Raw genomic sequence first — 24,011 nt, forward strand, 5'->3', positions numbered from 1 at the left:
GCGGGCGCCCCGGACTACCGGGTGATGGTGGCGGCCGCCAGCGCAGCGCACGCCTGCACCGCTACCAAGCGGCGCAGCTCCACCGGCCGGATGCGCAGCCGCCGGCGGCAGCGGTCGGCGCGTTCGGCCAGCACCTTCTCCAACTGCGCGCGGACGTGCGGTGCTGCCCGGTCGGGCCCTGCCTCGGCGGTGGAGCGCAGGGCCATTGCGCTCGACCGCAGCGTCAGGACGACCCGGCCGTAGTGGGCCTCGGCCAGCTCCACCCCCGTGACCGGGGTGGAGTCCTCGGCCCGTCGGAGCCAGGTGCGGGCGACGGTGTCGGCCACCGCCAGGGTGTCGGCGGCCGCGCGCGCGAACACGTCGTCGTGGCCGGCCTGCTCCAGCAACCGGTTCACCTCGTCGCTTTCAGCGGCCAACGCCCGGGCCAGCGCGGTGAGTGCGGCCGGCGATCCGCTGTCGAACCGTGTGCCGGTGTGCCAGCGGGGGACCTCGGGCAGCAGGGTGAGCGACCCGTGCCGGGTGGCGTAGTGGGCCAGGTGCGCGCCGTACGTCGGGGCCTGCTGGTCGTGGTCGCGGATTACCAGCTCCTCGATCGGCGGCATGCGGTAGACGCCGTCGCCGAGGACCGGCCAGCCGACGACGTCCGACGGGGCGGCCCCGCCGACCGGCAGGCCGTGCCGTGCGGCGACCGCGGCAAGCTGAGCCGCCAGGCCCGGTACGTCCCGGCTCACGACGAAGAAGGGCTCGCCGAACTCGGCGTTGTGCAGGCTCACGATGGCGGCCGGTTCCAACTCGTCCACCAGGTGGGCCAGCGCCTGCTGCTCCGGCAGGTCGAACCGATGGACGCCCTGCCGCCACGGAATGGGGAAAGTCCATTCCGGCTGTTCCGCCAATGCCGGGCGGAAGAAATGGCGGTGCTCGGTGTGCAGGTCGAGCGGGGCGCTCGTCCATTCCGCGTTCAGGGCGGCGCCGTCCGGGTCCACGCACGGCAGGAAATGCCACGAAACCCCGTCGCGCAACTCGGGCAGGGCCGCTGCGAGCTCGGCCAGGAACGCGATGGTGGCATAGCCGACCGGCTCGTTCGGGTGCGGGCCGCCGACCACCAGCACCGGCCGCCGCCCCGCCCCGACCGACAGCACGTCCAGCGCCCGCCCCTGCCGCGAACTGCCGATCCGCCGCATCCGGCACAACCCCGGGGCGCGCCGGGCAACCTCGCGCAACCCCCGGGTGAGCTTCTCCACCGAGGGCACCAGTTCCCCTGCCGGCACCAGCTCCGCGTACCTGGCCAGCGCGTCATCCAGGCCGGAAAGGAAATCAGCCACTTCTAAACCCTTTCTCGAAGCCGTCCCGGAATTTTCCCGAGGCGGCGTTAAATGCTGCCCAAAAAGGGCACGGAAAGTCTTTCGTGAAATCCCCGAAAAACCCTTCCGGGGAGAGTCGGTGAATGCTTTCATGGGTCCCGGCTGATTCGCCACCATTCCTTTCGAGAAATCAGGAGGACACCTCATGGACACCACCACCGTCACCGTCGACCCGCAGGACACCGAGCAGACGCAGGACAGTGGTCTGCGCCCGGCCGCCGCCCACGAACTGCTCGGCTGCACCGTCTCCGGCCAGTAGTCCGCCGGCGCCACCTGCGGCGGGTCCGGCAGCACACCGGGCCCGCCGCGTCCCACCCTCCCGCCCTCGCCCTCGACCCGAGGAACCCCACCGTGAGCCACCCCCGCCTGCGCGCCGAGCACCAGCCCACGATCCGACCGGACGGCCGAATCCAGGTCGGCTCGCTGCCTGGCCTGGCGAGTACCCTGCCCGACCCCGGAGGCTGGCGCCGGCACTTCCTCCCGCTCCTGGATGGCACTCTGACGGCCGACCAGGTCGTCCAGGCGATCACCACCCGCCACCCCGCCGTTCCGGCCTCCCAGGTCACCCAACTGCTCCGCGACCTGATCCGGGCCGGACACGTCCAGGACGCGGCCCCGGCCCGCCCGGCCACCCGACTGGACCCCGGCACCGCCCGACTCCATCAACGCGGCATCGAGTACTGGGAGATGGTCGACCAGGACCCCGGCCGTACCGGCGCGGACGTCCAGCAGATCTTGGCACGCGCCGTGGTGACCATCGTCGGCATCGGCGGTGTCGGCCTCGCCGCTGCGGCCGCACTGGCCGGCGCCGGAATCGGCTGCCTGATCCTGGCCGACCACGACCGCGTCGAGGACTCCAACCTCAACCGCCAGGTCCTCTACACCCGCGCCGACATCGGCCGGTACAAGGTCGACGCTGCCCGGGACCGCTTGCTGGAACGCCACCCCGACCTCGACGTCGTCCTGTACCCCGAACAGATCGTCCTACAGGTGCAGTTCGCTCGCCTGATGCGCCGGTGCGACCTGCTCATCCTCGCCGCCGACGAGCCCGACACCCTGCGCCTGACCGCCAACCGCGCCGCCCTGGCCACCTCCTGCGCGTGGATCGACCCCGGCTACCACGGCCCGCTGATCAGCACGGCCCTCTACGCGCCGGGCACCGCCGACGGCCCCTGCTGGGAATGCCTGCGCCACTTCGACGCCACCTCCTACGGGCTGCCCGGCACCCACGGCGACGTCCTGGCCGCCGCTCTTCCCCGGCCGCTCGGCAACCCCGTCATCTCCACCAGTGCCCTGCTGGCCGGCACCTACGCCGCCCACGCCGCCCTCACCCACCTCACCGGCACCCGCAGCGGCAACCCGACAGGCACCATCCAGCGGCACAGCCTTATCGCCCCCGCCGACCAGACCCCCCGCGCCATCACCTACCCCCGAAACCCCGACTGCCCCTCCTGCGCCCAGTACCACCCCAAGGCCACGCCCACCATCTCGCCGAAGAGCCCCGCCGTCCGCTGACGAGTACGGCCGGGGACGTCTCCCTGCGGTGCGGCTGGTCGGCGCCAGATCCCTGCCCACCGGCGGCCCTGGACGCGACGCCATCCCTGGTCCGTGACCGGGTGCATCACCCACGTCGGCAGGCTCGCAAGAGACCTGCTGCGGCTCGCCGAGACCGCGCCCGGCGAGCGACACCGCGCTCACGCACGTTCGCACCTCCCGCACCACCCATGGCGGCCGTCCGGGTCAGGGCCGCAACCCCACCAACTGTCCATTCCACCGCAGGAGTTCCACCGTGCCCGATCCACTGATTGAGGAGCTCTCCTTCCTCAGCAACACGCGCACCGCCGCGCTCACCCGCCCCGACGGCACGATGACGTGGCTGTGCCTGCCGGGCTTCGACTCCGCCGCGGTCTTCGCCAGCCTCCTCGGCACCACCTCGGCCGGGCTCTGGCGAGTTGGCCCGGCCACGTACACCAGCACGCCGCCCGAGAGCCGGCGGCGCTACATCGGTGACACCCTCGCTGTCGAACAGGTCTGGGACACCGGCAGCGGGGTGCTGGAGGTGGTCGACTTCCTACCCGCCCCGGACGCCACCGGGTACGCGCCGCCGATGGTCGTACGCGTCGCCACCTGCCGCAGCGGCATGGTGCGCCTGGCATCCGAGTTCCGGCCCCGCCCGGGCTACGGCTCCCTGACCCCTGGCCTGCACCACGTCGGCCATGGCACTCCCCGGCTGCGCGTGACGGCCGGTAGCGACGCGTACTGGCTGGACGGCCCTCGCCACAGCGTCAACCTCGGCGGCACCGCCTCCTGCGACATGCCGCTGAAGGCCGGGCAGAGCATCGTGTTCGCGCTGACGTGGACGCGCACCGGCAGTCCGGCGCCCGCCCCGATGACGGACGCGACCGCGCTGGAGGAGACCAAGCGGTACTGGACGCGGTGGGCGTCCGCCTGCACCTACGACGGCCCGCACCGGGACGCCGTCCTCCGGTCAGCGCTCACCCTCAAGGGCCTGTGCGACCTCGGCGGCGCCGCGGTCGCGGCCCCGACAACCTCGCTGCCCGCGCCCATCGGCGGCGTGCGCAACTGGGACTACCGCTACACCTGGCCGCGCGACACCGCGTGGATGATGCAGTCCCTCCTGTCACTGGGCTACATCGAGGAGCCAACTGCCTACCGGAGCTGGCTGACCACCCACATCGACCCGGACGCCCTCCAACCCCTGTACGGCCTCGACGGTGGCCCGGTCCCGGCCGAGGAGCCCCAGCCCCACCTGCGGGGCTACCGCAGCTCCAAGCCGGTCCGGATCGGCAACGCCGCCGCCGAACAGCATCAGCTGGACGTGTACGGCGAACTCGCCGACCTGCTCGCGCAGATGGACGATGCAGGCATCCCGCCGTGCCCGGACGCCGACCACCTGATGCTCGCCCTCGCGCTCAAGGCCGAGGCACTGTGGGAGCAGCCCGACGACGGGATGTGGGAGAGCAGGGGCACCCCGCGCCGGTACGTCTCCTCCCTGGTGTGGGCCTGGGTGGCCCTCGACCGTGCGGTGCGCGTGCTGGGACGCCACGGTGCCGCCGACCAGGAGACCCTGCGGAGGCTGGCGGCGACCGCCGAGACCATCCATGCCGAGGTGTGCGCCCGGGGCTACGACGCGGAGCGCAACACCTTCACCCAGTACCTCGACGGCCGGGACCTGGATGCCTCCCTCCTGCACATCGTCCGCGTGGGGTTCCTCCCACCGGACGACAAGCGGGTGATCGGCACCGTCGAGGCGATCGAACGCGAACTCGGCGCCGGCGGCGGCATGCTCCTTCGCTACCCGACCGGCGCCGATGCGGCTGACAACGTGGACGGGCTGTCCGGCCACGAGGGAGCGTTCCTCGCCACCGCGTTCTGGATGGCCGAGGCCCTCGCCCTGATCGGCAGGCACGGGGATGCCGAGGAACTGTTCGACCGCCTGCTGGCGGTGCGCAGCGACCTCGGCCTCCTCGCCGAGCAGTACGACCCCGCCGAGGGCACCCACCTCGGCAACTACCCGCAGGGGCTGTCGCACGACGGCCTGGTGCGGGCCGCCCTGGCCATCAGCGCCGCCAGTACGGTCCCCGCCGCCGACGGTCAACTGGTGCTCGCGGCCGTAGAGGGGTAGCCGCGCAGCGCGGCCCGCCCTCACTCCCCGCGGCGTCCGCCACCTCCACGGGCCGCCGCCCGACTCACGGCAGGTCCCCGCGCTGCGGCGCCGCACGATCGGCGAGCAGCGCGTCGCCGCCGAACCCCGAGCGGCAGCCCGCCCCGACGACCTCTGCGGCGGCCTGCCGCCCGCGATCAGCCCGGCCCAAGCGCCGGCCGACCCCATCGCTACGAGGAACGCTGAGCATGACGATCACCGACACCATCGACCGACTACCCCCGGAAGAACGGCGACTACTCACCCAGATCGCCGACCTTCCGGCGCCGGACCTGGACGTCCACGCCGTCGCCGCCTCCACCGACACACCCACCAGCCAGACCAGGAAGTGGCTCGGGGAACTCGCGGCCCAGCACCTGCTGAAGCACACCGGAGACGTCGCCGCCCGCGGCGCGGTGTACACGATCCGCCCGGAGGTGGCCGACCGGGCCCAGGCTCTCACCGACGGGCCCGGCGCCAATACGGCCGTCCTTCAGCGGTACCTGGCCTACCTGACCACCACCGCCTACGAAGCCGCTCGGATCCTCACCCCCCATCACCGAGTGCTGGGGCACACCAGTCGGCCCGAGCCCGCCGAGCCCGTCCGGTTCGCTGTTGGGCAGGTGGCGCTCGCCTGGCTGGAATCGATGGCTGACGCGCTGCTCCCGGCGATCACCGCCGCCACCCGACACGGTGATTACCGGGCCGCGACCTGCGTGACCCACGCGGCATGGCCGCTGTTCCTCTACACCCGCCGCTACGAGCTGTGGATTCCCAGCCACCGCCAGGGACTGGCCGCCGCCGAGCGCTGGGGCGACACCGTGGGCATCCGCGAGATGCTGTCCGCGCTCGCTGGTGGCCTGCGCGGCACCCGCGAGTACGACGAGGCGATCTCCTGCCTCCACCGCGCGCGGACCCTCGCGGAAGGCGACCTTGAGGGAATCGCCCAGTCCAGCCTCGGCATCGGAGCGTGCCTGCACGCCGATGCCCGCTACGTGGAGGCCATGCTGCAGCTGACCGCTGCCGCTGCCCGCTACGAGCGGCTCGGCCACGCGCGCGGCCAGGCCCTCGCCCTGATCCTTGTGGGGGCGGCGCACGCCCGGCAGGGCGACCCTGCCGCTGGCGTGCCGGTGCTCCAAGAGGCATGCACGCTGCTCTCCGGCCTGACCGACCCGGACCCGCTCAACATCACACGGGCGCTGGCCTACCTCGGCGAGGCGCACTCGTTGGCGGGCGCCCACGACCTGGCCGCCGCCGCGCTCGTACAGGCCCTGGAGCGGTTCCGCTCTCTCCGCGTGCCCCACTGGATCGCACACACCATGGAGTTCCTGGGCCAAGCCGCCCTGCGCGCCGACCAACGCCACGCCGCCATGGACTGGTACTCCACCAGCCTCGCCCAGTACACCGAACTCGCCAGCAGCCACGACACCGACCGCCTCCAGCGTCGCATCAGGGCGGTGACCAACTCGTGAACGACCGCCAGGCCGGAGAGACAGCCGCAGCTGGACCGCGCCCCGGCCCGCCGATGCACTTTGGCGGCCGACCGAGGAGGAGCGTTCTGCGCTACCGTCCCGGCCCGGTCCAGGGCCCTCGAATACAGCGGGTGCGCCGTGCGAGGGCGCAGGTGCCCGTCCAGACCGAGGCCCCGGGCGTGGAGAAGCGGACTCCACGGCGGCCGTTCGAGGGAGGCGACGACACGAGGGCCGCCCTGGAGTGGGGCGGGGAACTGCTTGAAGCTCTCGACGTGGCCTCGGGACCCCGACCGGAACTGACCAGCCACGAAGTGAAGCTCCTGCTCGGCTACATGAACGGCATGTCGTACGAGGAACTCGGCCAACTGGCCGGCACCAATGCGAAGCAAGTGAACGCCGTGTACTACCGGATCAGCACGGGCTTGCGGATGAAAGGCCGGCTCCAGGCCATGTTCGCCGTGCTCGCGCGCTGCTACGTGCGACCTGAGCAGGTCGTACCTGAGGAACTTGCCTGGGGCGAGGTGTCTCTTTCCGCCGACACGGTCGCCCTGCTGACCCTTCTCGCCTGCAACTTGAGCCAGGAGGATGCCGCCGCGAAACTTGGGCTCCGCTATGCCCAGGCCCAGTACCTTCTGCTCGTCGCACGCGCTGAACTCTGCGCCAAGAACAGCCACCACGCCATCCTGATCGCAGCTGTCCTCGGCGTCATCACCGTGCCGGGGGTGCCCCGGTGCGAAGTGCCGAAGCTCCCTTCTTCAGCAGAGCCAACGGAGCACAACCCCCCTGCCACTGGCGGGCCGCAGACGGACCCCGCCGATCGGTAGGCGGACAACGGCGGTGGTGGCCCGGAGCGACAAGACCTCCGGCCGCCACCTACCGTCCCTCCTCGCCACCCAGCAGCGCGAGGAGGACGACGGTGGAGTTGATCGTGACAGCCGAGGACGTCGCCCGCCGCCTCGGCTACCCCACCCCCCTCGGCGACCCGGTGCGGCAGCGCATCGAGGTCGCCGTCGAGGACGCCCAGGACACCCTGGTCGGGCACCTCGGTCGGCCACTGCTGCCCGCGCAGTACACCGAGAGCGGTGTCCACGCCGGGGCGGACGGCTGGGTGCTCAGCCACGGCCCCCTCATCACGGTGATCTCCGCCGTCCTGGACACGGGTACGACGTCGGGTCCCTTCGGTACGCCGACGTACACCGTCACCTACACCGCCGGCATCGACGCCCGCGCCGACCCGCAGACCGCCCCGCTGCGCCTGTGGGTCCGTGCGACGGCGTGCCACCACCCGCTGCTGGCGGACGCGCCCGCGCGCCAGCGTCGCGTCGCCTCCGCCTCCGTGGAGGGCCAGTCGGTCACCTACGACACCGCGGCCGAGCCGCCGGTGGTCCTCGCGCCACCGGACCTCGCTACGACCGACCGGTGGCGGCTGCGCGGCCGTCGGGTCTACCAAGCCCCGACGAGGCCGAACCCGCCCGGGCTCACGATCCCCGGAAGCTATGGGCCGGGTGGGCTGTGATGGCCGTGCTGCTGGCCGACCGGCAGCTCGGTGTCCGTACCCGCGGCGCGCCCGTCTTGGACGCGCACGGCGCGGAGGTGACCGGGCCGCTCGGCCCGCTGCGGGGACCGTGGCCAGGCCGTGCCGTGCCACAGCCCGACGGCACGTGGCACCTCGCCCTGGATGCGCAGGCAGGCACCCTCCTGGTCGGCGACGTCGTGGTGGAGCCGTCCACCGGAGCCGAATGGACCGTCCTCGCGGCCGACCAGTTGGCGAACAGCGACGACCCGGCGCTGGCCTACGTGCGGATCAACGGGCGCGCGCGTGTCGCGGACGGCACCCGGCCGGAAGGACACCCGTGATGGCCCACCTCGAGCTGCCATCCGACATCGCCCGCCGGTTGGCCCCGCTGATGCTGCAGCGCACCCAGCGCCTCGCCGAGGAGGTCGCGGAGGAAGCCCGGCTGAGAGCCCCGGCGGCCAAGACCTGGCACACCCAGGAAGACGGCCAGGCTCGGCCCAGCCACCAGGCCGCCGACGGCCAGACCGTGCCGGCACCGCTGCCCTTCTCCGTCGGGAACGCCACCCTCTCCGGGCCCCGCGACCCCGAAGGCCCCGTGGAGGAGACGGCGGGGTGCCGGTGCACGGTCACCGAGGACCCGGAAGCTGTCGCCGCGACGATCTCGGCGAGCAAGGCCGCCATCGACGGCGAGCGTGTCCGTGCGACGGTCACCTGCGACTTCCCGCGAGCTGCCGAGGCGGAGTTCGCGCACGGCGAAGGCACGCACTTCATGAGCGGTGCCGCCTCCCAGGTCGCCGCCCGGCACCGCTGACCCGCTCACCAGGCCCGTGCCAGCGCGAGGCCCGGGCGCGGCAAGGCGGACGGTAGGGGCTAGGCCCTGCTTTCCTTCGCCGGTCATCCACTACCGTCCGAAGGAGCCGACATGGCCCAGCCCGACCACGTTCGGATCGTCCTCGCCCACCACCTCACGCGGGACGGCGAGCAGCTGCTACCCGGCGACGAGATCGAGGTCCCGCACCACGAGGCCCGGCAGCTGATCGGCGCCGGGTACGTCGCCGTGGACCCCACCGACTCGGCCGCGGTCTCCAGAGTTCTCACGCCCGCAGTCGAGAGCAAGCCGGCCGTAGCCAAGGCGCCGGCGAACAAGGCGGCAGGGCAGGCGAGTGGGTGACCTGGCCGCCCTCGACCCCGAGGAACTGGCTGTCGCCTGGCTGTCCGGGCACGCCGAGCTGACGAAGGCGCTCGGCGGGCCCGGCCGGGTCGGGGCCCGCAACACCCCGCCCTACCCCCGCATCCGCATCACCCAGGTTCCCGGGGGCTCCGTCCCGGGCTGGCGCTGGACCGCCACCTTCCACCTCCAGGTCGAAGCGCTTGGCGACCTGGACCGGTCGACTCCCCGCCCCCTGCTGCGCCGGGCGTTCGCCACCGCGATCAAGGCCCTGCACGACCTGGCGGAGCAGGCCGCCGTCCCGGGCCGGCCGGTGGTGACCGCCGTGCGGGCGCTGTCGGCCGGAGGGTGGCTGCCGGAGCCGACCGGCCAGGCCCGGTACGTCGCCGTTCTCGCGGTCACCGCGCACCCGCCGACCGCGTGATGGGGCCATTGCGCGAGTTGTGCGACAGCCCCACGCGCGGTGCCGGCGCGACGCTACTGCCCGCAGCGGCCTACGGTCCGGCTCGTCCCTGGCGCCCACGTTGAGGAGGAGCGGTGCCCGCGGAGAGCCTGTTCGTAGCCCAGATGGCCCGTCTGTACCTGGCGGCGCCGGGTACGGTCGCGCCCACAGACCCGGTGGTGGCGATGCCCGCCGGGTGGAAGGAAGCCGGGCTGTTCAAGCCGGGTTCGTTGGAGTGGAACACCGACCCGAAGTTCGAGGATCTCAAGAGCCACCAGCTGAGGTACGCGGCCCGTACGATCCAGACCGAGGACGCTGCGACCGTCAAGGTCGAGCTCCAGGAGTGGAACGCGGGCAACATCGTCGCCGTGTACGGCGGTGGCGAGGTCACGACCGTCACCCAGGGCGGCAAGACGTTCTACCGGTACAGCCCGCCGAAGGTGGGCGGGCGCAAGCAGTTCGCGGCAGTGGTCGAGCTGATCGACGGGACCCGGCACTACCGCCGGATCGTGCCGCTGTGCGATCAGGTTGCGTCGGTGGCCCAGAAGTTTGCCAACGACGCCGAGTCCACTCTGCCCCTGGAGCTGAAGGTCGTCGGCGGGGAGGGAGCGGACCCGTGGTACGACCTGACTGACGATCCGGGATTCGCCCCGGCGGCGGCGTGAACTTCGTTCTCCAGTAGTCGTTTTGGGGCTGTGCCCATTCGCAGCCCGTGCGCCTACTGTGGATCACGTCGGGCGGTCCTCTCCCCCCCCTGGGGCCGCCCGGCCCCGCGATGCCCCGGCTGCCCCCTTCGGCCGGGGCATCGCCGTGCGCGCACCCCGAGAAGCTGCGGGGTCCCTGTCGGCCTGACCGTGTCGCTGCGAGGTCGGCCGTGCTCGGGGCGACGCTAACCAACTCCCGCTTCTACGGTCTGCGGCGTTCCGTTGCCGACAGACCGAGGAGCCGACATGGTCGGGATCGACCTGGACGCCGCCCGTGAGCGTCGTCTGGCCGCCGCCGCCGAGAGGGCGCGCGCCGCGCAGGCCGAGTACACCGTCGGGGAAGAGCCGGTGATCCTCGGCGGGACGACGGTGGCCACCCTCCCGGCCGAGCTGCCGCTGGAGGTGTGGCAGCCGCTGGTCGGCATCCCGTACCTGCCGCTGCTGCTGCGCTCGCTGGTGGAGGCCGCGCAGGCCCAGGGGGAGCAGCAGACGCAGGCCGCCGGCCTGATCGTGGATGTCCTCGGCTCGGAGCCGAGCCTGCCGTCCGATCTGATCGCGGCCGCCGCCGAGATGGGCCGCCGCCTGCTGGGCGAGGACGGCTACGACCGGCTGATGGCCCAGCGCCCCAGCCACTCCGACCTCCTGGAGCTGGTGCGTTACGCCTGGACCAAGTACCTGGCGGGCGGTGGGGGCCTGGGGGAACTCATCGGGCCGTCTGCGTCGCCGTCGAGCGGTGGGACGACCTCGAAGCCGACTTCCAGCGGTACTACCAGCTCGACGCCCGCGGTGTCTGGCGACGGCCCGGTGACCCTGGATTCCTCGGCACCCGCCGCCTCCTGACCCTGATGCGGGGGCTGCCTGCCGAGGCCCTGCTGCGTCGGGACGAGGCGGAGGTCGGTGCCGACCGCTGGGGACTGACACAGGAGCTGCTGGCGCAGCTGGTCGAGTTGGTGTCGGTGTTGGCGGCGGAGCACCGCTTGCGCCGACCGGTCGAACTGCCGCGCCCGGCCTACCTGAGCACTGGCCGCGCGCGCGAGCGGGACGGGCAGGGCATGGCCCGTGCGGTCGCCGTGCTGCGCCGCAGCGGGAAGGCGGCCAGCGGTGGCTGACGAGATTGACTCCGGCCGCCTCGTTGTCGAGGTCGTCGCCGACTCGTCGGGGTTCGCGACCGACGCGAAGGCTCGCGTCGACACGGCCGTTCGCAACCTGCGGGCCAAGATCCGGCTCGACCCGGACGCCTCTGGCCTGCGTGAGCGCGTCGAAGCCGCCGCGCAGGCCACCCGTGCCCGCATCAAGGTCACGGTCGACATCGACACCGCCGGGCTGCGCCAGCGCGTCCAGGCGGCCACGCAGGCTGCCCGTGCCCGCATCAAGGTCGCGGTCGATGCCGACACGTCCGGCTTGGCGGAGAAGGTCCGGGCAGCGACCGCCCGCGCCGCGTACGTGCGGGTCGGGGTCGGGCTCGACACCGGCAACCTGCGGCAGCGTGTCCGGGCCGCCGCCGAGGCGGCCGCCGCCACGGTCAAGGTCGACCTCGACGTCGAGACCGCCGGGTTGCGCGCCCGGGTCAAGGAGGCGCTGGCCGGCCTGTCGGTGCGCGTGCGGGTCGACGTCGACACCGCCGCCGCGACTACCCGTCTCGCGGCGTTCCGCACGGCCGCGTCCCGGCCGGTCGACGTCCCGCTCAACGCCCGTGGCTCCGCCGGCGGCGACAGTGGGGGGCTGCTCCAAGCGGCACAGGGTCTCGGCTCCACCGTCGCCGGTTTGGCCCGCCTTCCCGCGATGGCCTCCGGGGCGCTCGCCCTCGGCCAGGCGCTCACCCAGGTCGCCGCCGGGCTGTTCGCGATGGGCGCGGCCGCCGCGCCGGCGGTCGGGCTGCTCGGCGCCCTTCCCGGTGCGGCGGGCGCCGCCGTGCAGGGCGCGGGCACCCTGCTGGCCGCGTTCTCCGGCATCGGCGCCGCCGTCAAGGCGCTCGGCCAGGCGGACAAGCAGTCCGCCGGGGCGTCGTCCGCCTCCGCGCAGGCCCGGCAGGCCGCCGCCGACCGGGTGGCGGACGCGCAGCGCCGGCTCGGCGCCGCCCAGCGCGACAGCGACGAGCAGGCCCTGCGCGGCGCCGAGCAGGTCGCGCAGTCCCGGCGCCGTCTGGCCGACGTCCAGGAGCAGGCGGCGGCCTCGGTCGCCGCCGCCGACCGGCAGCTGGCGGCGGCGGAGCTCACGGTCACCCGCGCGCACCAGGCCGCCGCGCAGGCGCAGCAAGCGCTCAACGACGCTCGGCAGGCCGCGCAGCGGACCCTGGAGGACCTGAATCGGGACGCCGCCCGCGGGCCGCTGGAGGAGCAGAAGGCGCTGCTGTCGCTGGAGCAGGCCCGCTCCCGGCTCAACCAGGTCAACGTCTCCCCGTTCTCGTCGGAGACGGACCGGCGCGAAGCCCAGATCTCCTACCAGGAGGCGGTCAACCAGCTCGAGGACGTCCGCACCCGCAACAAGCGGCTCGCCGAGGACGTCAAGAAGGCCAACCAGCAGGGCGCCGAGGGCAGCGACCAGGTCACCTCCGCGAAGGAGCAGCTCGCCCGCGCCCAGGAGGCCGAGCAGGACGCGCTCCGGGGCGTCCAGGACGCCGAGCAGCAGGCCGCCCGTGCCCGCGTCCAGGCGGTGCGCGAGGTCCAGGACGCGCACAACGACCTCGACAAGTCCGTTCGCGAAGCGGAGCGCCAGCAGAAACGTTCCGCCGAGCAAGTAGCGGATGCCCAGCGGGACGTGGCCCGCGCGGTGCGGGACCAGTCCCAGGCGCTGAACGCCAGCAGCAGCGCCGCCAGCGCCGTCGAGCAGGCGCTCAACGCGCTCTCCCCGGCCGGGCAGCGTTTCGCACGGTTCATCTCCGGCACGGTGCAGCCGGCGCTGCGCGGGCTGCGGGACACCGCGCAGGAGGCGTTGCTGCCTCCGCTGGAGACGGCGATCAGCCGCGGGCTGACCCTGCTGCCGATCTTCAACCGCGCGATCGGCGAGACCGGGCAGGTGCTCGGGCGGGCCGCCGTCCGGGGCGCCGAGATGGCCACCTCCGGGCCGTGGCGGGCGGACCTGGCACAGGTCGCCTCGACCAACACCAGGGTCATCGGCTCGCTGGCGAACGCCGGGCTGAGCGCGGCCGACGGCCTGCGCAACATCACGGTCGCCGCCGCGCCGCTGCTGGAGCGCCTGGCCCGTGCCGCCGAGCGCGGCTCCGCTCTGGCCGCGGCGTTCATCCAGGCCCGCCGCGACGGCGGTCAGCTCAGCGAGTTCTTCCAGCATGCCGGGGACACCGGCGCGCAGCTGTGGGGCATCCTGCGGGACATCGGCGTCGGTGTCCTCAACATCGGGCGCGCCGCCGCCCCGGCAGGGCAGCAGCTCCTCAACTCGCTCTCTGCCGCTGCGACATCGTTCCGGACGCTCACGGGCGAGGGAGAGACGCAGGCGAAGCTCGCAGGGTACTTCGCCAACACCGTGCCCGTTCTGCAGGAGGTCGGGCGGCTGGTTGCAGCTGTCGGCGTCGCCTGGTTCAACTTCACCAACAACCCGGCTCTCGCACCGCTGATCGCCCGGCTGCGCACCGAGGTTCTGCCCGCGATCGTGCAGTTGGCCGGATCGCTGGGTAACGGGCCGCTGTGGGACCAGCTCGTTGGCATCCTCACGTCGATCGTCGGCATCGCCGCCCAGCTCGGCGGGCTCGGCAACACCCTGTCGGGGTTCCTGTTCGTCATCCAGGCCGTCGCCTCTGCCGTGCAGGTGCTGCTGTCGATCCCCGGCATGGGCGCCTTCGTCTCGGCGCTGCTGACGATGGCCGGCGTCGCGGGCGGGATCATGTTCGTCTCCAACGCGCTCGGCGCTGTGCGCGGCGCGCTGACCCTGCTGTCCGCCAACCCGGTCATGCTGATCGTCGCCGCCGTCGCCGCCCTGGTGCTGGGGTTCGTCACGGCCTACCAGAAGTCCGAGTGGTTCCGCAGCGCCGTCAACGGCGCGATCAGCGGGCTCGCGGACGGAATCCGCTACACGCTCGACAGCGTGGTCGCCTTCGCGAGCTGGTCCTGGGGCAAGCTGTCGGGGATCTTCGCCACACCGATCCGCTTCCTGGTCAACACCGTGTACGACGGCGGTATCCGCAAGGCCTGGAACTGGATCGCCGACAGCTTCGGCCTCGGGAAACTGCCCTCGTTCACCGTCGGGTTCGCCCGAGGCGGCGTCGTGCCCGGCTACGCGCCCGGCCGCGACACCGTTCCCGCGATGCTCTCCCCCGGGGAAGGCGTCCTCGTCCCGCAGGCCGTACGCCAGCTCGGTGGCGAAGGCGGTATCACCGCCCTCAACGACGCCGCCCGCGCCGGACGGCTCGCCGACGCCGGCGCGCCAGTCCAAGGTTTCTTCCTGGGCGGCCTCGTGGACGGAGCGATCGACAAGATGCGTGGCTGGGCCGCCGGTGCCCTGGGCAAGGCCCTCAACCCCGTGCGGTCCTGGTTCAACTGGATGCCGGACACCATGTGGGGCAACATGCTGCGGGGCATGGTCAACCGGGCCGTGGACGGGGTGCTGGCGTTCGTGCGGGGCTACGCCACCGGGGGAGTGGTGCCCGGCTACGCGCCCGGCCAGGACAGCGCCCTGGCGCGGCTCAGCCCCGGCGAAGGCGTCCTGACGCCGCAGGCCGTGCGCGGCCTCGGTGGCGGCGCGGCCGTCAGCGCGATCAACGCCGCCCGCGGCCAGCTCGCCGCCGATGGCGGCCCCGGAGAGCGCATCGGCACCGTCATCTCGCCCGGCGCGATCGTGCAGTACATCACCAACCCGCTGCCCGAGACACCGGGGGAGACCGTCAACAACCGGCTGCGGGCCCTCGCCAGCTTCGGCCTGTTCGACAAGGAGAGCGCCTGATGGCCCGCGAGCGCTGGCTGGTGGACGGCTACGACCTCACGGACGGCCTGGTGCGCGACGTCGAGTACCGGGCCGGGCTGAGCGCCACCCCGGCGGTCGTCGGCGCCAACGCCGCCGTGCCCAACCGCATCGGGGAGCTGTGGAGGCCCAAGCACCACGGCCCCGGCAAGTTCACCCTCGGCCTGTGGCTGGCCCCCACCAAGGGCGGCTGGCAGGACGTCGAAGCCGCGTGGGAGGACCTGCTGCGCGCGGTCGCCCGGCCGCACCGGCTGCTCACGTTCGAGCGTCAAACCGCCGCTGGCCAGGTCCGGCGTTGCCAGGGGGAGGTGCTCTCCGCGCTCACCCCTACGCCGCTCGGCCAGAGCGGCATGCGCATCAGCCTCGAAGTCAACGTGCCCGCCGGGTACTGGGTGTCCGCCGACACCAGCACCCAGACCAGCACTGCGGGCGCGGCCGTGCCGCAAGACCTGGCGCTGAGCGCATTCGCCGACGCCACCGCGCCCATGGAGCAGCTCGCCTACCTGATCACCGGGCCGATCACCGCGCCGACCGTCACCGACACCACCGACGGCCCTGGCGGCGACTCCTTCACCTACACCGGGCAGATCGGCGCCGGGCAGACCCTCACCGTCGATGCCGCCACCTGGCAGGTGACCGGCAGCGGCGGCCTCGTCCCCGACCCGGGCCGGCTGACCAACACCGGGCCCGCGTTCCTGCGCCTGGCCGCGGGCAGGCCCGGCACACCGCCGAGCGTGCGCCTGGCCGGCACCAACACCGGCCCCACCACCCAGCTTGCCGTCACCGGCCGCCGCGCCTACCTCACCTGACCGGAGAACACCGTGGCCGTGCACCTGCGCGTCTCCAGCCCGAGCGGCAGCCTGCTCGGGCTGCTGCCCTACCCCGCCAACCTCAAGGTGCAGGCCGAGCACAACGGCCCAGGGGCGCTCACCTTCAGCTACCCGCGCAACGCCCCGGGCGCCGGCCTCCTGTCCGGGGACGACCCGCGGATCTCCCTCGTCATCGACGGCGTCGAGCAGCCCGAGCGTTACCTGCTGGAGGACGACGGCGACGACCCGGCCGACGACGCGGGCGCGGCCCGGCCGGTCCAGGTCGGCTGCCGGGGCGCCCTCGCCCTGCTGGAGCGCGCCGTGATCTACCCGGTCGGCCACACCCCGGGCCACGCCGTGCAGGGCCTCGATGCCCACTTCCCGTTCGTCAACGCCACCCCCGGGGCGGTCCTCGCCACCCTGCTCCAGCGCGCCCAGGCCCGCGGTGCCCTGCCCGAGGTCAGCTGGGACTTCACCTCGGCCGCCGACAGCGCCGGACGCCCCTGGCCCACCACGTACACCGTCCAGTACGACGCCGGCGGCGACCTGCTCAAGACGGTGGCGGCGATCACCAGCGCGGGGTGGGCCGACGTGCGGATGGAGGGCTACCGGCTACGCGCCTACGTGCCCGACACCGTGTGCGCCACCGACCACCCCGGCATCGTGCTGTACCTGGGCCGGGACGTCCTCAAGGGCCCCCGGCAGCGCTCCCGCCGCTCGGTGCGCTCCCACCTGCTGGCCTCCGGCGACTCCGGCAACCTGGCCGAGGTCGTCGACCCGACTGCGGCCGCCCGCTACGGACGCCGGGAGGCCTTCGACGGCCGGGGCGGCATCACCGACGCCGCCACCCTCGCCGAACTCGCCCGCGTCACCCTCGGCGGCATGGTCGCCGCCGCCGAGGGCTTCACCATCGAACTCGACCCGGCCGCCACCCAGCACCGGCCCGGCATCGACTACCGGGCCGGGGACTACATCCGCTACGACCAGCGGCGCACCGACCCGACCACGCTGGAGCCCCTGCGGGTGCGCACCATCGCCACCACGTACGACGACGCCGGTCAGCCCAGCAGCAGCCTGGAGCTCAACGACCTGTTCGTAGAGCAGCGCATCCGGGTGCAGCGGCAGCTGGACGCCCTCACCAACGGCTCCGCGACCGCCTCCCGCACCCCGTTGCCGCCGCTCGGCGACCGCAACGACACCGTCGCCCCGAAGCAGCCGGACGCGGTGCTGCTCGGCTCCTGGGCCTACCTGGACCGGGACGGGCAGCAACACGCCGCGCTCGCCGTGTCCTGGCCCAAGGTGACACAGAACGCCGACGGCACCGTGTACGACGACGCCGGCAACTACTACGTCTCCTACCTGCTGCCGGGCCTGCGAACCGGAGGGAACGATCCGCAGTGGTCCCCCGAGCAGGCCGTCAACGGCACCATCGCGCACTACGACCAACTCCCCGCCGGGCAACGCGTCCAGGCCCGGGTCCGCACTGTCGACGCCTCCGGGAACTCCTCCACCTGGCGGCTGTCGGAAGAGATCATCCTCGCCAGCGACACCACGCCGCCTCCGGTGCCGTCGAAGCCGGTGGTCACCTCGCTGATCGGCGCACTGCGGGCGGTGTGGGACGGGCGCGGATCGGCGGGCGAGGAAATGCCAGCAGACTTCGCCGAGTTGGAGGTCCATGCTTCCACCGCGGCCGGATTCACCCCCAGCACGGCGACGATCGTCGACCGGCTCGCCGGAGCGGCGGCCGCCCCCATCACCGGCCTGTCCTACGGCACCACCTACTACGTCAAGTTCGTCGCCCGTGACCGCGCGGGCAACGCCTCGCCGCCGTCCGCCGAGGCCTCCGCCACCCCGGCCCTCGTCATCCGCTCCGACCTCGCCGACCAGATCGTCGGAACGGCCCAGCTCGCCGACGCCACGATCATCGGCGCGAAGATCGCGTTGGCGACCATCCAGGACGCCAACATCGGAACGGTCTCGGCCGCCAAGCTGACCGTCGGCCGGCTCACGGCGGACATCACGGTGTCCGCCCGCATCAAGACCGGCGACAGCGGGGCGAGGGTGGAGATGAACTCCGCCGGCATCGAGGCGTGGAACGCCGACGGGGTCAAGACCGTCTCCGTGTCCGCGGCCACCGGCGCGGTGAAACTCATCGGGGGCCTCTCCAGCGGCACCACCGGCCAGCGCATCGAGATCAACCCCGGCGGTGGTCTCCCGGAGATCCGCTTCTTCCCGACCAGCGGCAGCAACTACGCCTTCATCAACGCCGTCGGCGGGAACAACGGCTCCGCGTACATCGGACTGAACAGTGGAAGTTTCCCGCATAACGGACAGACGGCGGCCTACCGGCTCTACCTGACCGACTACGTCTCCGCCCTGGAGACCATCCGCACCGACAACCAGAAGCCGTGGGGAGGTGCGGTCAGGATGACCGCCAACGACGGAGCCGCCCTCGTCTACCTCGAAGAGGAGAAGGTCCACGGCTACGTGACCGCCCAGCAGTGGGGCGCCAACCTCGGCCGGTACAACGACGACGGCAGCGCCAGCGAATTGTGGCTCAACAGCTCGTCCCTGGAGTACAAGGGCACCTTCCCGAACTACTGGTACGCCGAACCGGACCGCGGATTGTTCACCGGCACCGTTCAGCTGGACAACTGGAACCGGATGTCGCTCGGCTACGGGCCGACGATGAACTCCGACATGGTGCCGATCGCCAGCTTTCGGTGGACGCAGGCGATCCTCGGCTGGCACGTGACCGACAGCAGCCGTACCGGCTTCACCGTTGGGGTCAACGCCAACAACAGCGGGTCCGTCGGCTTCTGGTGCTACCGCATCTGACAGGAAGGAACACGTCGTGCCTGAGCAGTACCGAGTTCTCAGCGTCGACCGGATCACCATCGGGCCGACGGAGTGCTGGCAGGTCCGCCAGCAACGATCGGACGGACACCACATCACGATCTTCCCGACCTCCGCGCTGGAGTGGCGCGCTGCGGAGTACGACATCGACCCCGGTAGCCCCGACGGCCTCGAGCAGATCATCGACATACTGCTGCACGAGCCGTTCGTCCCGGACCCCATCGAGCACCGGCGCGCCGACCCGGCCGCCGCCAAGGGCCTCACCGCCCCCTCCACGCAGGCGATCCACGGTCTGAGCATCGGGGAGACTGCGCCCGTCACCCTGCACAACGCACCAGACCGGGCCACCGCCCGCGCCGCCCACCTCGAACGGATCGCCCACACCAAACGCACCCGCGTCGTCGTCACCGCCGGCACCCTGCCCGCAGGCAAGCGCGGCACGGCGGCGGCGCAGCCGGCCACGAACCCGCTGGACGTGATCCGAGCCAACCACGGCATCACACCCGAAGGCGTCGCCGCCAAGGTCGAACTCGTGGAACAGGCCCGCCAGCAGCTCGCCCTCGCGCAGCAGCCCTCGCCTCCTGCCGATGCCGTCCCCCGCTACCCGGAGACCTTCACCACGCCCATGTGGGACGCTGCCGTGCCCCGACGCGACGAAGCGCACCAGCACGACAGCGGAGATGAGAGGGCATGACCGACCGCCCCACCCCTGAACAGCTCGACCGCCTGCTCGGCACGGCCGACCGCCGCCGGCTCACCCCCGCCGAAGCCGCCCTGCTGAGAGCGGGCGTCCAGCACCTGCGGAAGACGGCCGCCAGCGCACGCATGCGGCCGCCCGCCGACGACACCGCCAACCTGACGAAGTGAACGGAGAGCCCGCCACCATGGCGCAGACCGCCGAGCCCGTCACCGTGGACGCCGAGCAGTACATCGCCCGGCTGCGCACCCAGATGGCCGAAGCATGGGGCCAGGTACAGGCGGAACTGGCGCTCGCCCGCGAAGAGAACGCGGCGCGGGCCGCCCGCGAAGCCGAGAAGGACCGGCGGATCGCCGAACTCGAATCCACCATCGCCGGGCTGCAAGGCGCCTCGACGCGACCGTAACGCCCACCGCGTCCTACCGTCCCCGGCTGTGGACCGGGACCCGGACGACCAGCAGCCTCCCGCTGGCCGACGACACCGACGGAGGACCAGATGGAGCGAGATCACCGGCTGGAAGTCGATCAGGGATCTGATGCTGTTCCTGCTCGGAGCGGTGGTGATCGTGCGGGAGGTGTGGACGCCGCCGGTGGACCCGAGCGTGATCATCACGGGGCTGACCCTCGCGGGACTGCCCGCCGCGCTGTCAAGGGACGAACGGCCGCCGCGCGAGTAGCCCCGCCCACTGGCCTCCTGGCCCGCTACCGGTTCACCGCCGGCTACCTGGCCGCCGCGGGCGCCGCGATCGCCGTGTCCTGGCCGTTCTGAACGCCAACCTCGCCCCGCACACCACCAGTACCGGGAGAAGACCGTGAACATCCTCAACGACACCGAGGCGTGGGGCCTGCTGCTCGGCGCCCTCACCCCCTGGGCGACCTCGCTCATCCAGCAGCCCCACTGGAGCAAGCCGGTCCGCACCCTCATTGGCACCGTGGCATCCGCCGCCGTCGGCATCGTCACCGTCCTGGCCCGCGGGGACATCGCCCACGCGCAGACCACGCTGACCACCGTCGCCCTCGCCGTCGTGGCGTCCAAGACCTTCTACGACGGGCTGTGGCAGCACGCCGGGGCCGGAGCGCTGGAGCGCGCGACGGCCCCGGACCGTCGGTCCGGGTGGTAGCCGGCCCTGTGTCTGAGGCCGGCGCTACCCTAGAGTGATGATGTGGCCGCCGGGCCAACCGACCGCGTGCTCTGGCAACAAGCCCTTCGGGGCTGTCTCCTATCAAGGGGAGCACGCGGACCGGGCGGGATTCGCACCCCGCGGGCTCCGGCGGCCACACTTCTTAATCTCCCTTCTCCGCAGCTGATTTGGCCACGTGGTGGGTGTTCCCACGCAGGCCGGGCTGACGGGAGGGTGGAGGCAGGCAGCCACACCGGGGCCTGCGAACCCCGGTGCCGCCACGGAGACAAGGAAGGCACCCTGAGGTGACAGCACCAGCTCAGAAATCACTCCCCGCGACCGAACAGGTCACCCCGCTGACGGACAACCGCGCGGAGATGACCATCGAGACGGCCGACCAGGTCCTGGAGATCACCGGCGAGCAGCGGTTCTGGACGAAGGCCCAGCGAGCAGCCCTCGCCACCATCGGCCTCGCCAACGCCCCGACGCACGACCTCGTCGCGTTCTTCCACATCTGCAAGTCCACCGGCTTGGACCCGTTCCGCCGCGAGATCTACTACATCCAGCGCAAGCGCAAGGTGGGCAAGCAAGAGGAGCTGTACTACACCGCGCAGACCGGCATCGACGGGTTCCGGCACACCGGGCAGCGCACCGGCCGGTTCATCCGCCGCGTCGGCCCGTTCTGGACCGGCCCCGAAGATGACCCGAAGTGGTGGATGCAGGGCGAGGACGGCATCAACCGTCGCCGCTGGGTCGACGTGTGGCTCCACGACCAGCCCCCCGCCGCCGCGATGTGCCGGATCGAGCACCGCAGCATCGCCGGGGACGCGACAGTCACCCAAGCCGTCGCCGTCTTCTCCGAGTTCGCCGTCGGCAAGGACGAATGGCGCAACGACCCGGTCACGGGCGACGGCTACAAGACCGGCAAGCGCATCCTGACCGGGCAGTGGCCGACGATGGGCGCCCACATGATCGGCAAGGTCGCGGAGGCCCAGGCGTGGCGCATCGCCTTCCCCCGCGAGCTGGTGAACATCTACGAGCACGCCGAGATGGAACAGGCCGACGCCGCCCAGCGCGAACTGGAGCGCGAGGCAGGAGCAGCGCGCCGACGCGAGGCCCGTTCCAAGGAACAACCCGGTGCGATCATCCCCGGCACGGTGGTCAGCGCTTCCACTGAAACCGAGGACACCACCGAACAGGGCATGCCGGAGAAGGAGTCGGACCCGCAGCCGGTGGAACCGGCCGACCAGCCGCCCACCGCAGACGAACTGCGCCGTGAACTGCGCGCCTACGCCTCCGCGATGGGCAGCACCGTCACCAAGATCACCGACCGGTGGCGGAAGTCGACAGGGATCGGCGTCAACAAGGCGACGGCCGGCCAGCTCGCAGTTCTGCTCGGCGAGCTGCGTCCCTACGTTCTGGCCGCGCTGGGAGCCCACCCCGAGGCAGCCGAGCACGTCGAGGCTGGCGGCCTGCTGATCCGGCTCGACCCCGACACCACCGTGTGGAGCAGAGAGGACGCCCGCGAGGGCTAGCCCAACCCTCCCCGTCCACCCCACCCGCAGGGCCGCGCCCCAGCCGCGCGGCCCTGCGGCCCGCCCACACGGACACCTCATGAATCTCCCCATCGAGCGAGCCCGCGCGCTCGCCGACGCCCGCCTCATCGGGCCCAGCCCTCTCCCGTGCCGGTGCGGCGCCCCCCGGCACGCGCACCGGGGACAGAAGCGCTCCGGCGGCCACCCCGCCACCAGCTGCGCCCGCTACCGCCGCGACCCCGCCGATGTGCTCCTCGAACGCGCGCAGGCCGCAGCCCACGCCCGGCTCGGGGACGACCTCGCAGCGTCCGAGCGCACCGGCCGCCGCCGACGCTCCCGCCGTCCCAAGCAGCCGGGCCAGTGGTCAATCGGCGCATCCGACACCAGCTCCTGCCGCCGCGCGATCTGGTACCGGGAGAACCCGCCGCCGGGCTACGTCCCGGCCCCCGTGGACCGGCGCGCAGCCCGCGCCGGAACCCTGATCCACGACTCGGTGTCGCGCCGCCGGCGCGCCCTCTACCCATGGCGGCTGTACGAGCAGTCCGTCACCCTGCCCGGCCTGGACCGGCCGAGCCGCTACGACGAGTACGACCCCGTCACCGGCGTCCTGTACGACTACAAGACCGCCGGAGACTGGAAGTGGGCGCTGGTCGGTGACGACGGGCCGCCCGAGACCGAGTGGGACCAGACACAGCTGTACGCCCTCGCCCTGCACCTCGCCGGAGAGCTGGTGACCGAGGTGAGGATCATCTACTTCGAGCGCAAGAGCGGCGCAGACGAGGAGTTCGTCCGCCCCTTCGACGAGCAGGCCGCCCGCCGGGCGCTCGGCCGGTTGACCGCGATCGCCACGGCCCTCGACCTGGGCACCGCGCTGCCCCGGGACCGGTCCGGGCCGACCACCGACGTGATCTGCCGACGCTACTGCCCGGCCCGCATCCACTGCTGGAACATGCCCCAAGCCGAGGCCGCCGGCCGCTCCCCCGAGTCGTACACCCTCGTCACCGACAGAGCTGACATCGAATGGGCCCTTGGCGAGTACGACCGGCACCGTGCCGCGAAGTCCGCCGCCGAGAAGGCGCAAGACGTCGCCAAGGCGCTGCTCGACGGGGTGCCGCCCGACACCTACGGCGAGTACGAGTACGTGCGCACCGCCGGACGGCTCAAGGACCCCGAACCGGACCATCAAGGACGCGTCCGGCAGCTCGAAGCGTTCTGGGACAACCCGCCCAACGAGCGCCCAGCCCTGCACGAACTCGACTACCCGACCAAGCGGTCCCGAACGAACGGCAGCACCCAGGTCCGCCGAGTCCGCGCGGCCAAGCGCGGCGACCCGCCGGTGCGTGGACGCCAGTAAGGCCGCCAAACCCTGCGCGCATCACTCTCCCTGGCCAGGCGCCCCCTCCCCGCGCCTGGCCAGGTCCACACCGGATGTCGGAGCGGCCCGACTGTCCGTTGCCCGATCTAACGTCCGCCCATCACAGGCAAGTTGAGAGGACCACCGTGACCAGCCCGCACGATCCCGCACCCGACGCCCCTCGCTCGCCCTGGTTCGCCCGGCAGCCGCCCGCGCTCCAGCCCGCCGTACACCTCGTGCCTGTGCGGCCCACCGGAGAGATGGGCGCGCCGATCTACGAGCAGATGGTCGCCGAGTTCGGTGATCCGCTCAGCCCGCTCGGCCCGATCCGCGCCCGGTTCCTGCACCGCTCCTTCGCTCGTCCGGCTGGAGACTGAACCCCGACCCCAGCGCCGGAAGTT

The 24,011-nt window shown here is 72.5% G+C and carries 24 protein-coding genes; 23 read left to right on the forward strand and 1 reads right to left on the reverse strand.

Annotated features, from left to right (window positions below; all coding sequences use genetic code 11):
• Positions 1–14: 14 nt before the first annotated feature.
• On the reverse strand, positions 15–1,322 hold the full coding sequence (locus tag ACIO5E_RS28800; protein WP_400673280.1) for a M14 family zinc carboxypeptidase: 1,308 nt from the start codon (positions 1,320–1,322) through the stop codon (positions 15–17).
• 390 nt (positions 1,323–1,712) lie between these two features.
• Between ACIO5E_RS28800 and ACIO5E_RS28805 the strand changes: the two genes are divergently transcribed.
• The 23 genes from ACIO5E_RS28805 (at position 1,713) to ACIO5E_RS28915 (ending at position 23,987) form a co-directional block, all read left to right on the forward strand.
• Complete coding sequence (locus ACIO5E_RS28805; RefSeq protein ID WP_400673282.1) at positions 1,713–2,876, forward strand: HesA/MoeB/ThiF family protein; 1,164 nt, start codon at positions 1,713–1,715, stop codon at positions 2,874–2,876.
• A gap of 274 nt (positions 2,877–3,150) precedes the next feature.
• The gene (locus ACIO5E_RS28810) at positions 3,151–5,007 is read left to right on the forward strand and encodes a glycoside hydrolase family 15 protein (protein ID WP_400673285.1); all 1,857 of its coding nucleotides are present in this window, start codon (positions 3,151–3,153) and stop codon (positions 5,005–5,007) included.
• Between the two features lie 227 nt (positions 5,008–5,234).
• Positions 5,235–6,497: a hypothetical protein gene (locus tag ACIO5E_RS28815; protein WP_400673287.1), complete on the forward strand. Its 1,263-nt coding sequence runs from the start codon at positions 5,235–5,237 to the stop codon at positions 6,495–6,497.
• A 152-nt stretch (positions 6,498–6,649) separates the two neighbouring features.
• Positions 6,650–7,321 (forward strand): hypothetical protein, encoded by a 672-nt coding sequence (locus ACIO5E_RS28820; protein ID WP_400673288.1) that lies wholly within the window; start codon positions 6,650–6,652, stop codon positions 7,319–7,321.
• 92 nt (positions 7,322–7,413) lie between these two features.
• On the forward strand, positions 7,414–8,013 hold the full coding sequence (locus ACIO5E_RS28825; RefSeq protein WP_400673291.1) for a hypothetical protein: 600 nt from the start codon (positions 7,414–7,416) through the stop codon (positions 8,011–8,013).
• Complete coding sequence (locus tag ACIO5E_RS28830; protein WP_400673293.1) at positions 8,013–8,354, forward strand: hypothetical protein; 342 nt, start codon at positions 8,013–8,015, stop codon at positions 8,352–8,354. The genes ACIO5E_RS28825 and ACIO5E_RS28830 overlap by 1 nt, the downstream gene beginning before the upstream one ends.
• Positions 8,354–8,824 carry a hypothetical protein gene (locus ACIO5E_RS28835; protein ID WP_400673296.1) on the forward strand — a complete coding sequence of 157 codons (471 nt, stop codon included), beginning with the start codon at positions 8,354–8,356 and terminating at the stop codon, positions 8,822–8,824. Before ACIO5E_RS28830 ends, ACIO5E_RS28835 begins: the two co-directional genes overlap by 1 nt.
• Before the next feature lie 111 nt (positions 8,825–8,935).
• A complete protein-coding gene (locus ACIO5E_RS28840) occupies positions 8,936–9,184 on the forward strand; it encodes a hypothetical protein (protein ID WP_400673298.1) in 249 nt (82 codons plus the stop codon).
• Positions 9,177–9,605 (forward strand): hypothetical protein, encoded by a 429-nt coding sequence (locus ACIO5E_RS28845; protein WP_400673301.1) that lies wholly within the window; start codon positions 9,177–9,179, stop codon positions 9,603–9,605. Before ACIO5E_RS28840 ends, ACIO5E_RS28845 begins: the two co-directional genes overlap by 8 nt.
• Before the next feature lie 113 nt (positions 9,606–9,718).
• Positions 9,719–10,288 (forward strand): hypothetical protein, encoded by a 570-nt coding sequence (locus ACIO5E_RS28850; RefSeq protein WP_400673303.1) that lies wholly within the window; start codon positions 9,719–9,721, stop codon positions 10,286–10,288.
• Between the two features lie 285 nt (positions 10,289–10,573).
• Entirely contained in the window at positions 10,574–11,167 is a 594-nt protein-coding gene (locus tag ACIO5E_RS28855; protein ID WP_400673305.1) for a hypothetical protein, read from the forward strand.
• Positions 11,168–11,172: 5 nt separating this feature from the next.
• Complete coding sequence (locus tag ACIO5E_RS28860; RefSeq protein ID WP_400673306.1) at positions 11,173–11,436, forward strand: hypothetical protein; 264 nt, start codon at positions 11,173–11,175, stop codon at positions 11,434–11,436.
• Positions 11,429–15,220, forward strand: a complete 3,792-nt coding sequence (locus tag ACIO5E_RS28865; protein WP_400673309.1) for a hypothetical protein — start codon at positions 11,429–11,431, stop codon at positions 15,218–15,220. The genes ACIO5E_RS28860 and ACIO5E_RS28865 overlap by 8 nt, the downstream gene beginning before the upstream one ends.
• On the forward strand, positions 15,220–16,047 hold the full coding sequence (locus ACIO5E_RS28870; RefSeq protein WP_400673311.1) for a hypothetical protein: 828 nt from the start codon (positions 15,220–15,222) through the stop codon (positions 16,045–16,047). Before ACIO5E_RS28865 ends, ACIO5E_RS28870 begins: the two co-directional genes overlap by 1 nt.
• A 12-nt stretch (positions 16,048–16,059) precedes the next feature.
• A complete protein-coding gene (locus tag ACIO5E_RS28875; protein WP_400673313.1) occupies positions 16,060–18,885 on the forward strand; it encodes a hypothetical protein in 2,826 nt (941 codons plus the stop codon).
• Between the two features lie 16 nt (positions 18,886–18,901).
• Positions 18,902–19,597, forward strand: coding sequence for a hypothetical protein (locus tag ACIO5E_RS28880; RefSeq protein ID WP_400673315.1), 696 nt, complete (start codon positions 18,902–18,904; stop codon positions 19,595–19,597).
• The gene (locus tag ACIO5E_RS28885) at positions 19,594–19,770 is read left to right on the forward strand and encodes a hypothetical protein (protein WP_400673317.1); all 177 of its coding nucleotides are present in this window, start codon (positions 19,594–19,596) and stop codon (positions 19,768–19,770) included. Before ACIO5E_RS28880 ends, ACIO5E_RS28885 begins: the two co-directional genes overlap by 4 nt.
• Positions 19,767–20,006 carry a hypothetical protein gene (locus tag ACIO5E_RS28890; protein ID WP_400673318.1) on the forward strand — a complete coding sequence of 80 codons (240 nt, stop codon included), beginning with the start codon at positions 19,767–19,769 and terminating at the stop codon, positions 20,004–20,006. The genes ACIO5E_RS28885 and ACIO5E_RS28890 overlap by 4 nt, the downstream gene beginning before the upstream one ends.
• A 28-nt stretch (positions 20,007–20,034) precedes the next feature.
• Positions 20,035–20,277 carry a hypothetical protein gene (locus tag ACIO5E_RS28895; protein ID WP_400673320.1) on the forward strand — a complete coding sequence of 81 codons (243 nt, stop codon included), beginning with the start codon at positions 20,035–20,037 and terminating at the stop codon, positions 20,275–20,277.
• 135 nt (positions 20,278–20,412) lie between these two features.
• Complete coding sequence (locus tag ACIO5E_RS28900) at positions 20,413–20,721, forward strand: hypothetical protein (protein ID WP_400673322.1); 309 nt, start codon at positions 20,413–20,415, stop codon at positions 20,719–20,721.
• Positions 20,722–21,026: 305 nt separating this feature from the next.
• Positions 21,027–22,256, forward strand: coding sequence for a recombinase RecT (locus tag ACIO5E_RS28905; RefSeq protein WP_400673325.1), 1,230 nt, complete (start codon positions 21,027–21,029; stop codon positions 22,254–22,256).
• Between the two features lie 79 nt (positions 22,257–22,335).
• A complete protein-coding gene (locus ACIO5E_RS28910; RefSeq protein WP_400673327.1) occupies positions 22,336–23,610 on the forward strand; it encodes a hypothetical protein in 1,275 nt (424 codons plus the stop codon).
• A gap of 146 nt (positions 23,611–23,756) precedes the next feature.
• Positions 23,757–23,987 carry a hypothetical protein gene (locus tag ACIO5E_RS28915; RefSeq protein ID WP_400673329.1) on the forward strand — a complete coding sequence of 77 codons (231 nt, stop codon included), beginning with the start codon at positions 23,757–23,759 and terminating at the stop codon, positions 23,985–23,987.
• Positions 23,988–24,011: the final 24 nt, after the last annotated feature.

This window comes from Kitasatospora sp. NPDC087314 (assembly GCF_044744365.1).
Lineage (GTDB): Bacteria > Actinomycetota > Actinomycetes > Streptomycetales > Streptomycetaceae > Kitasatospora.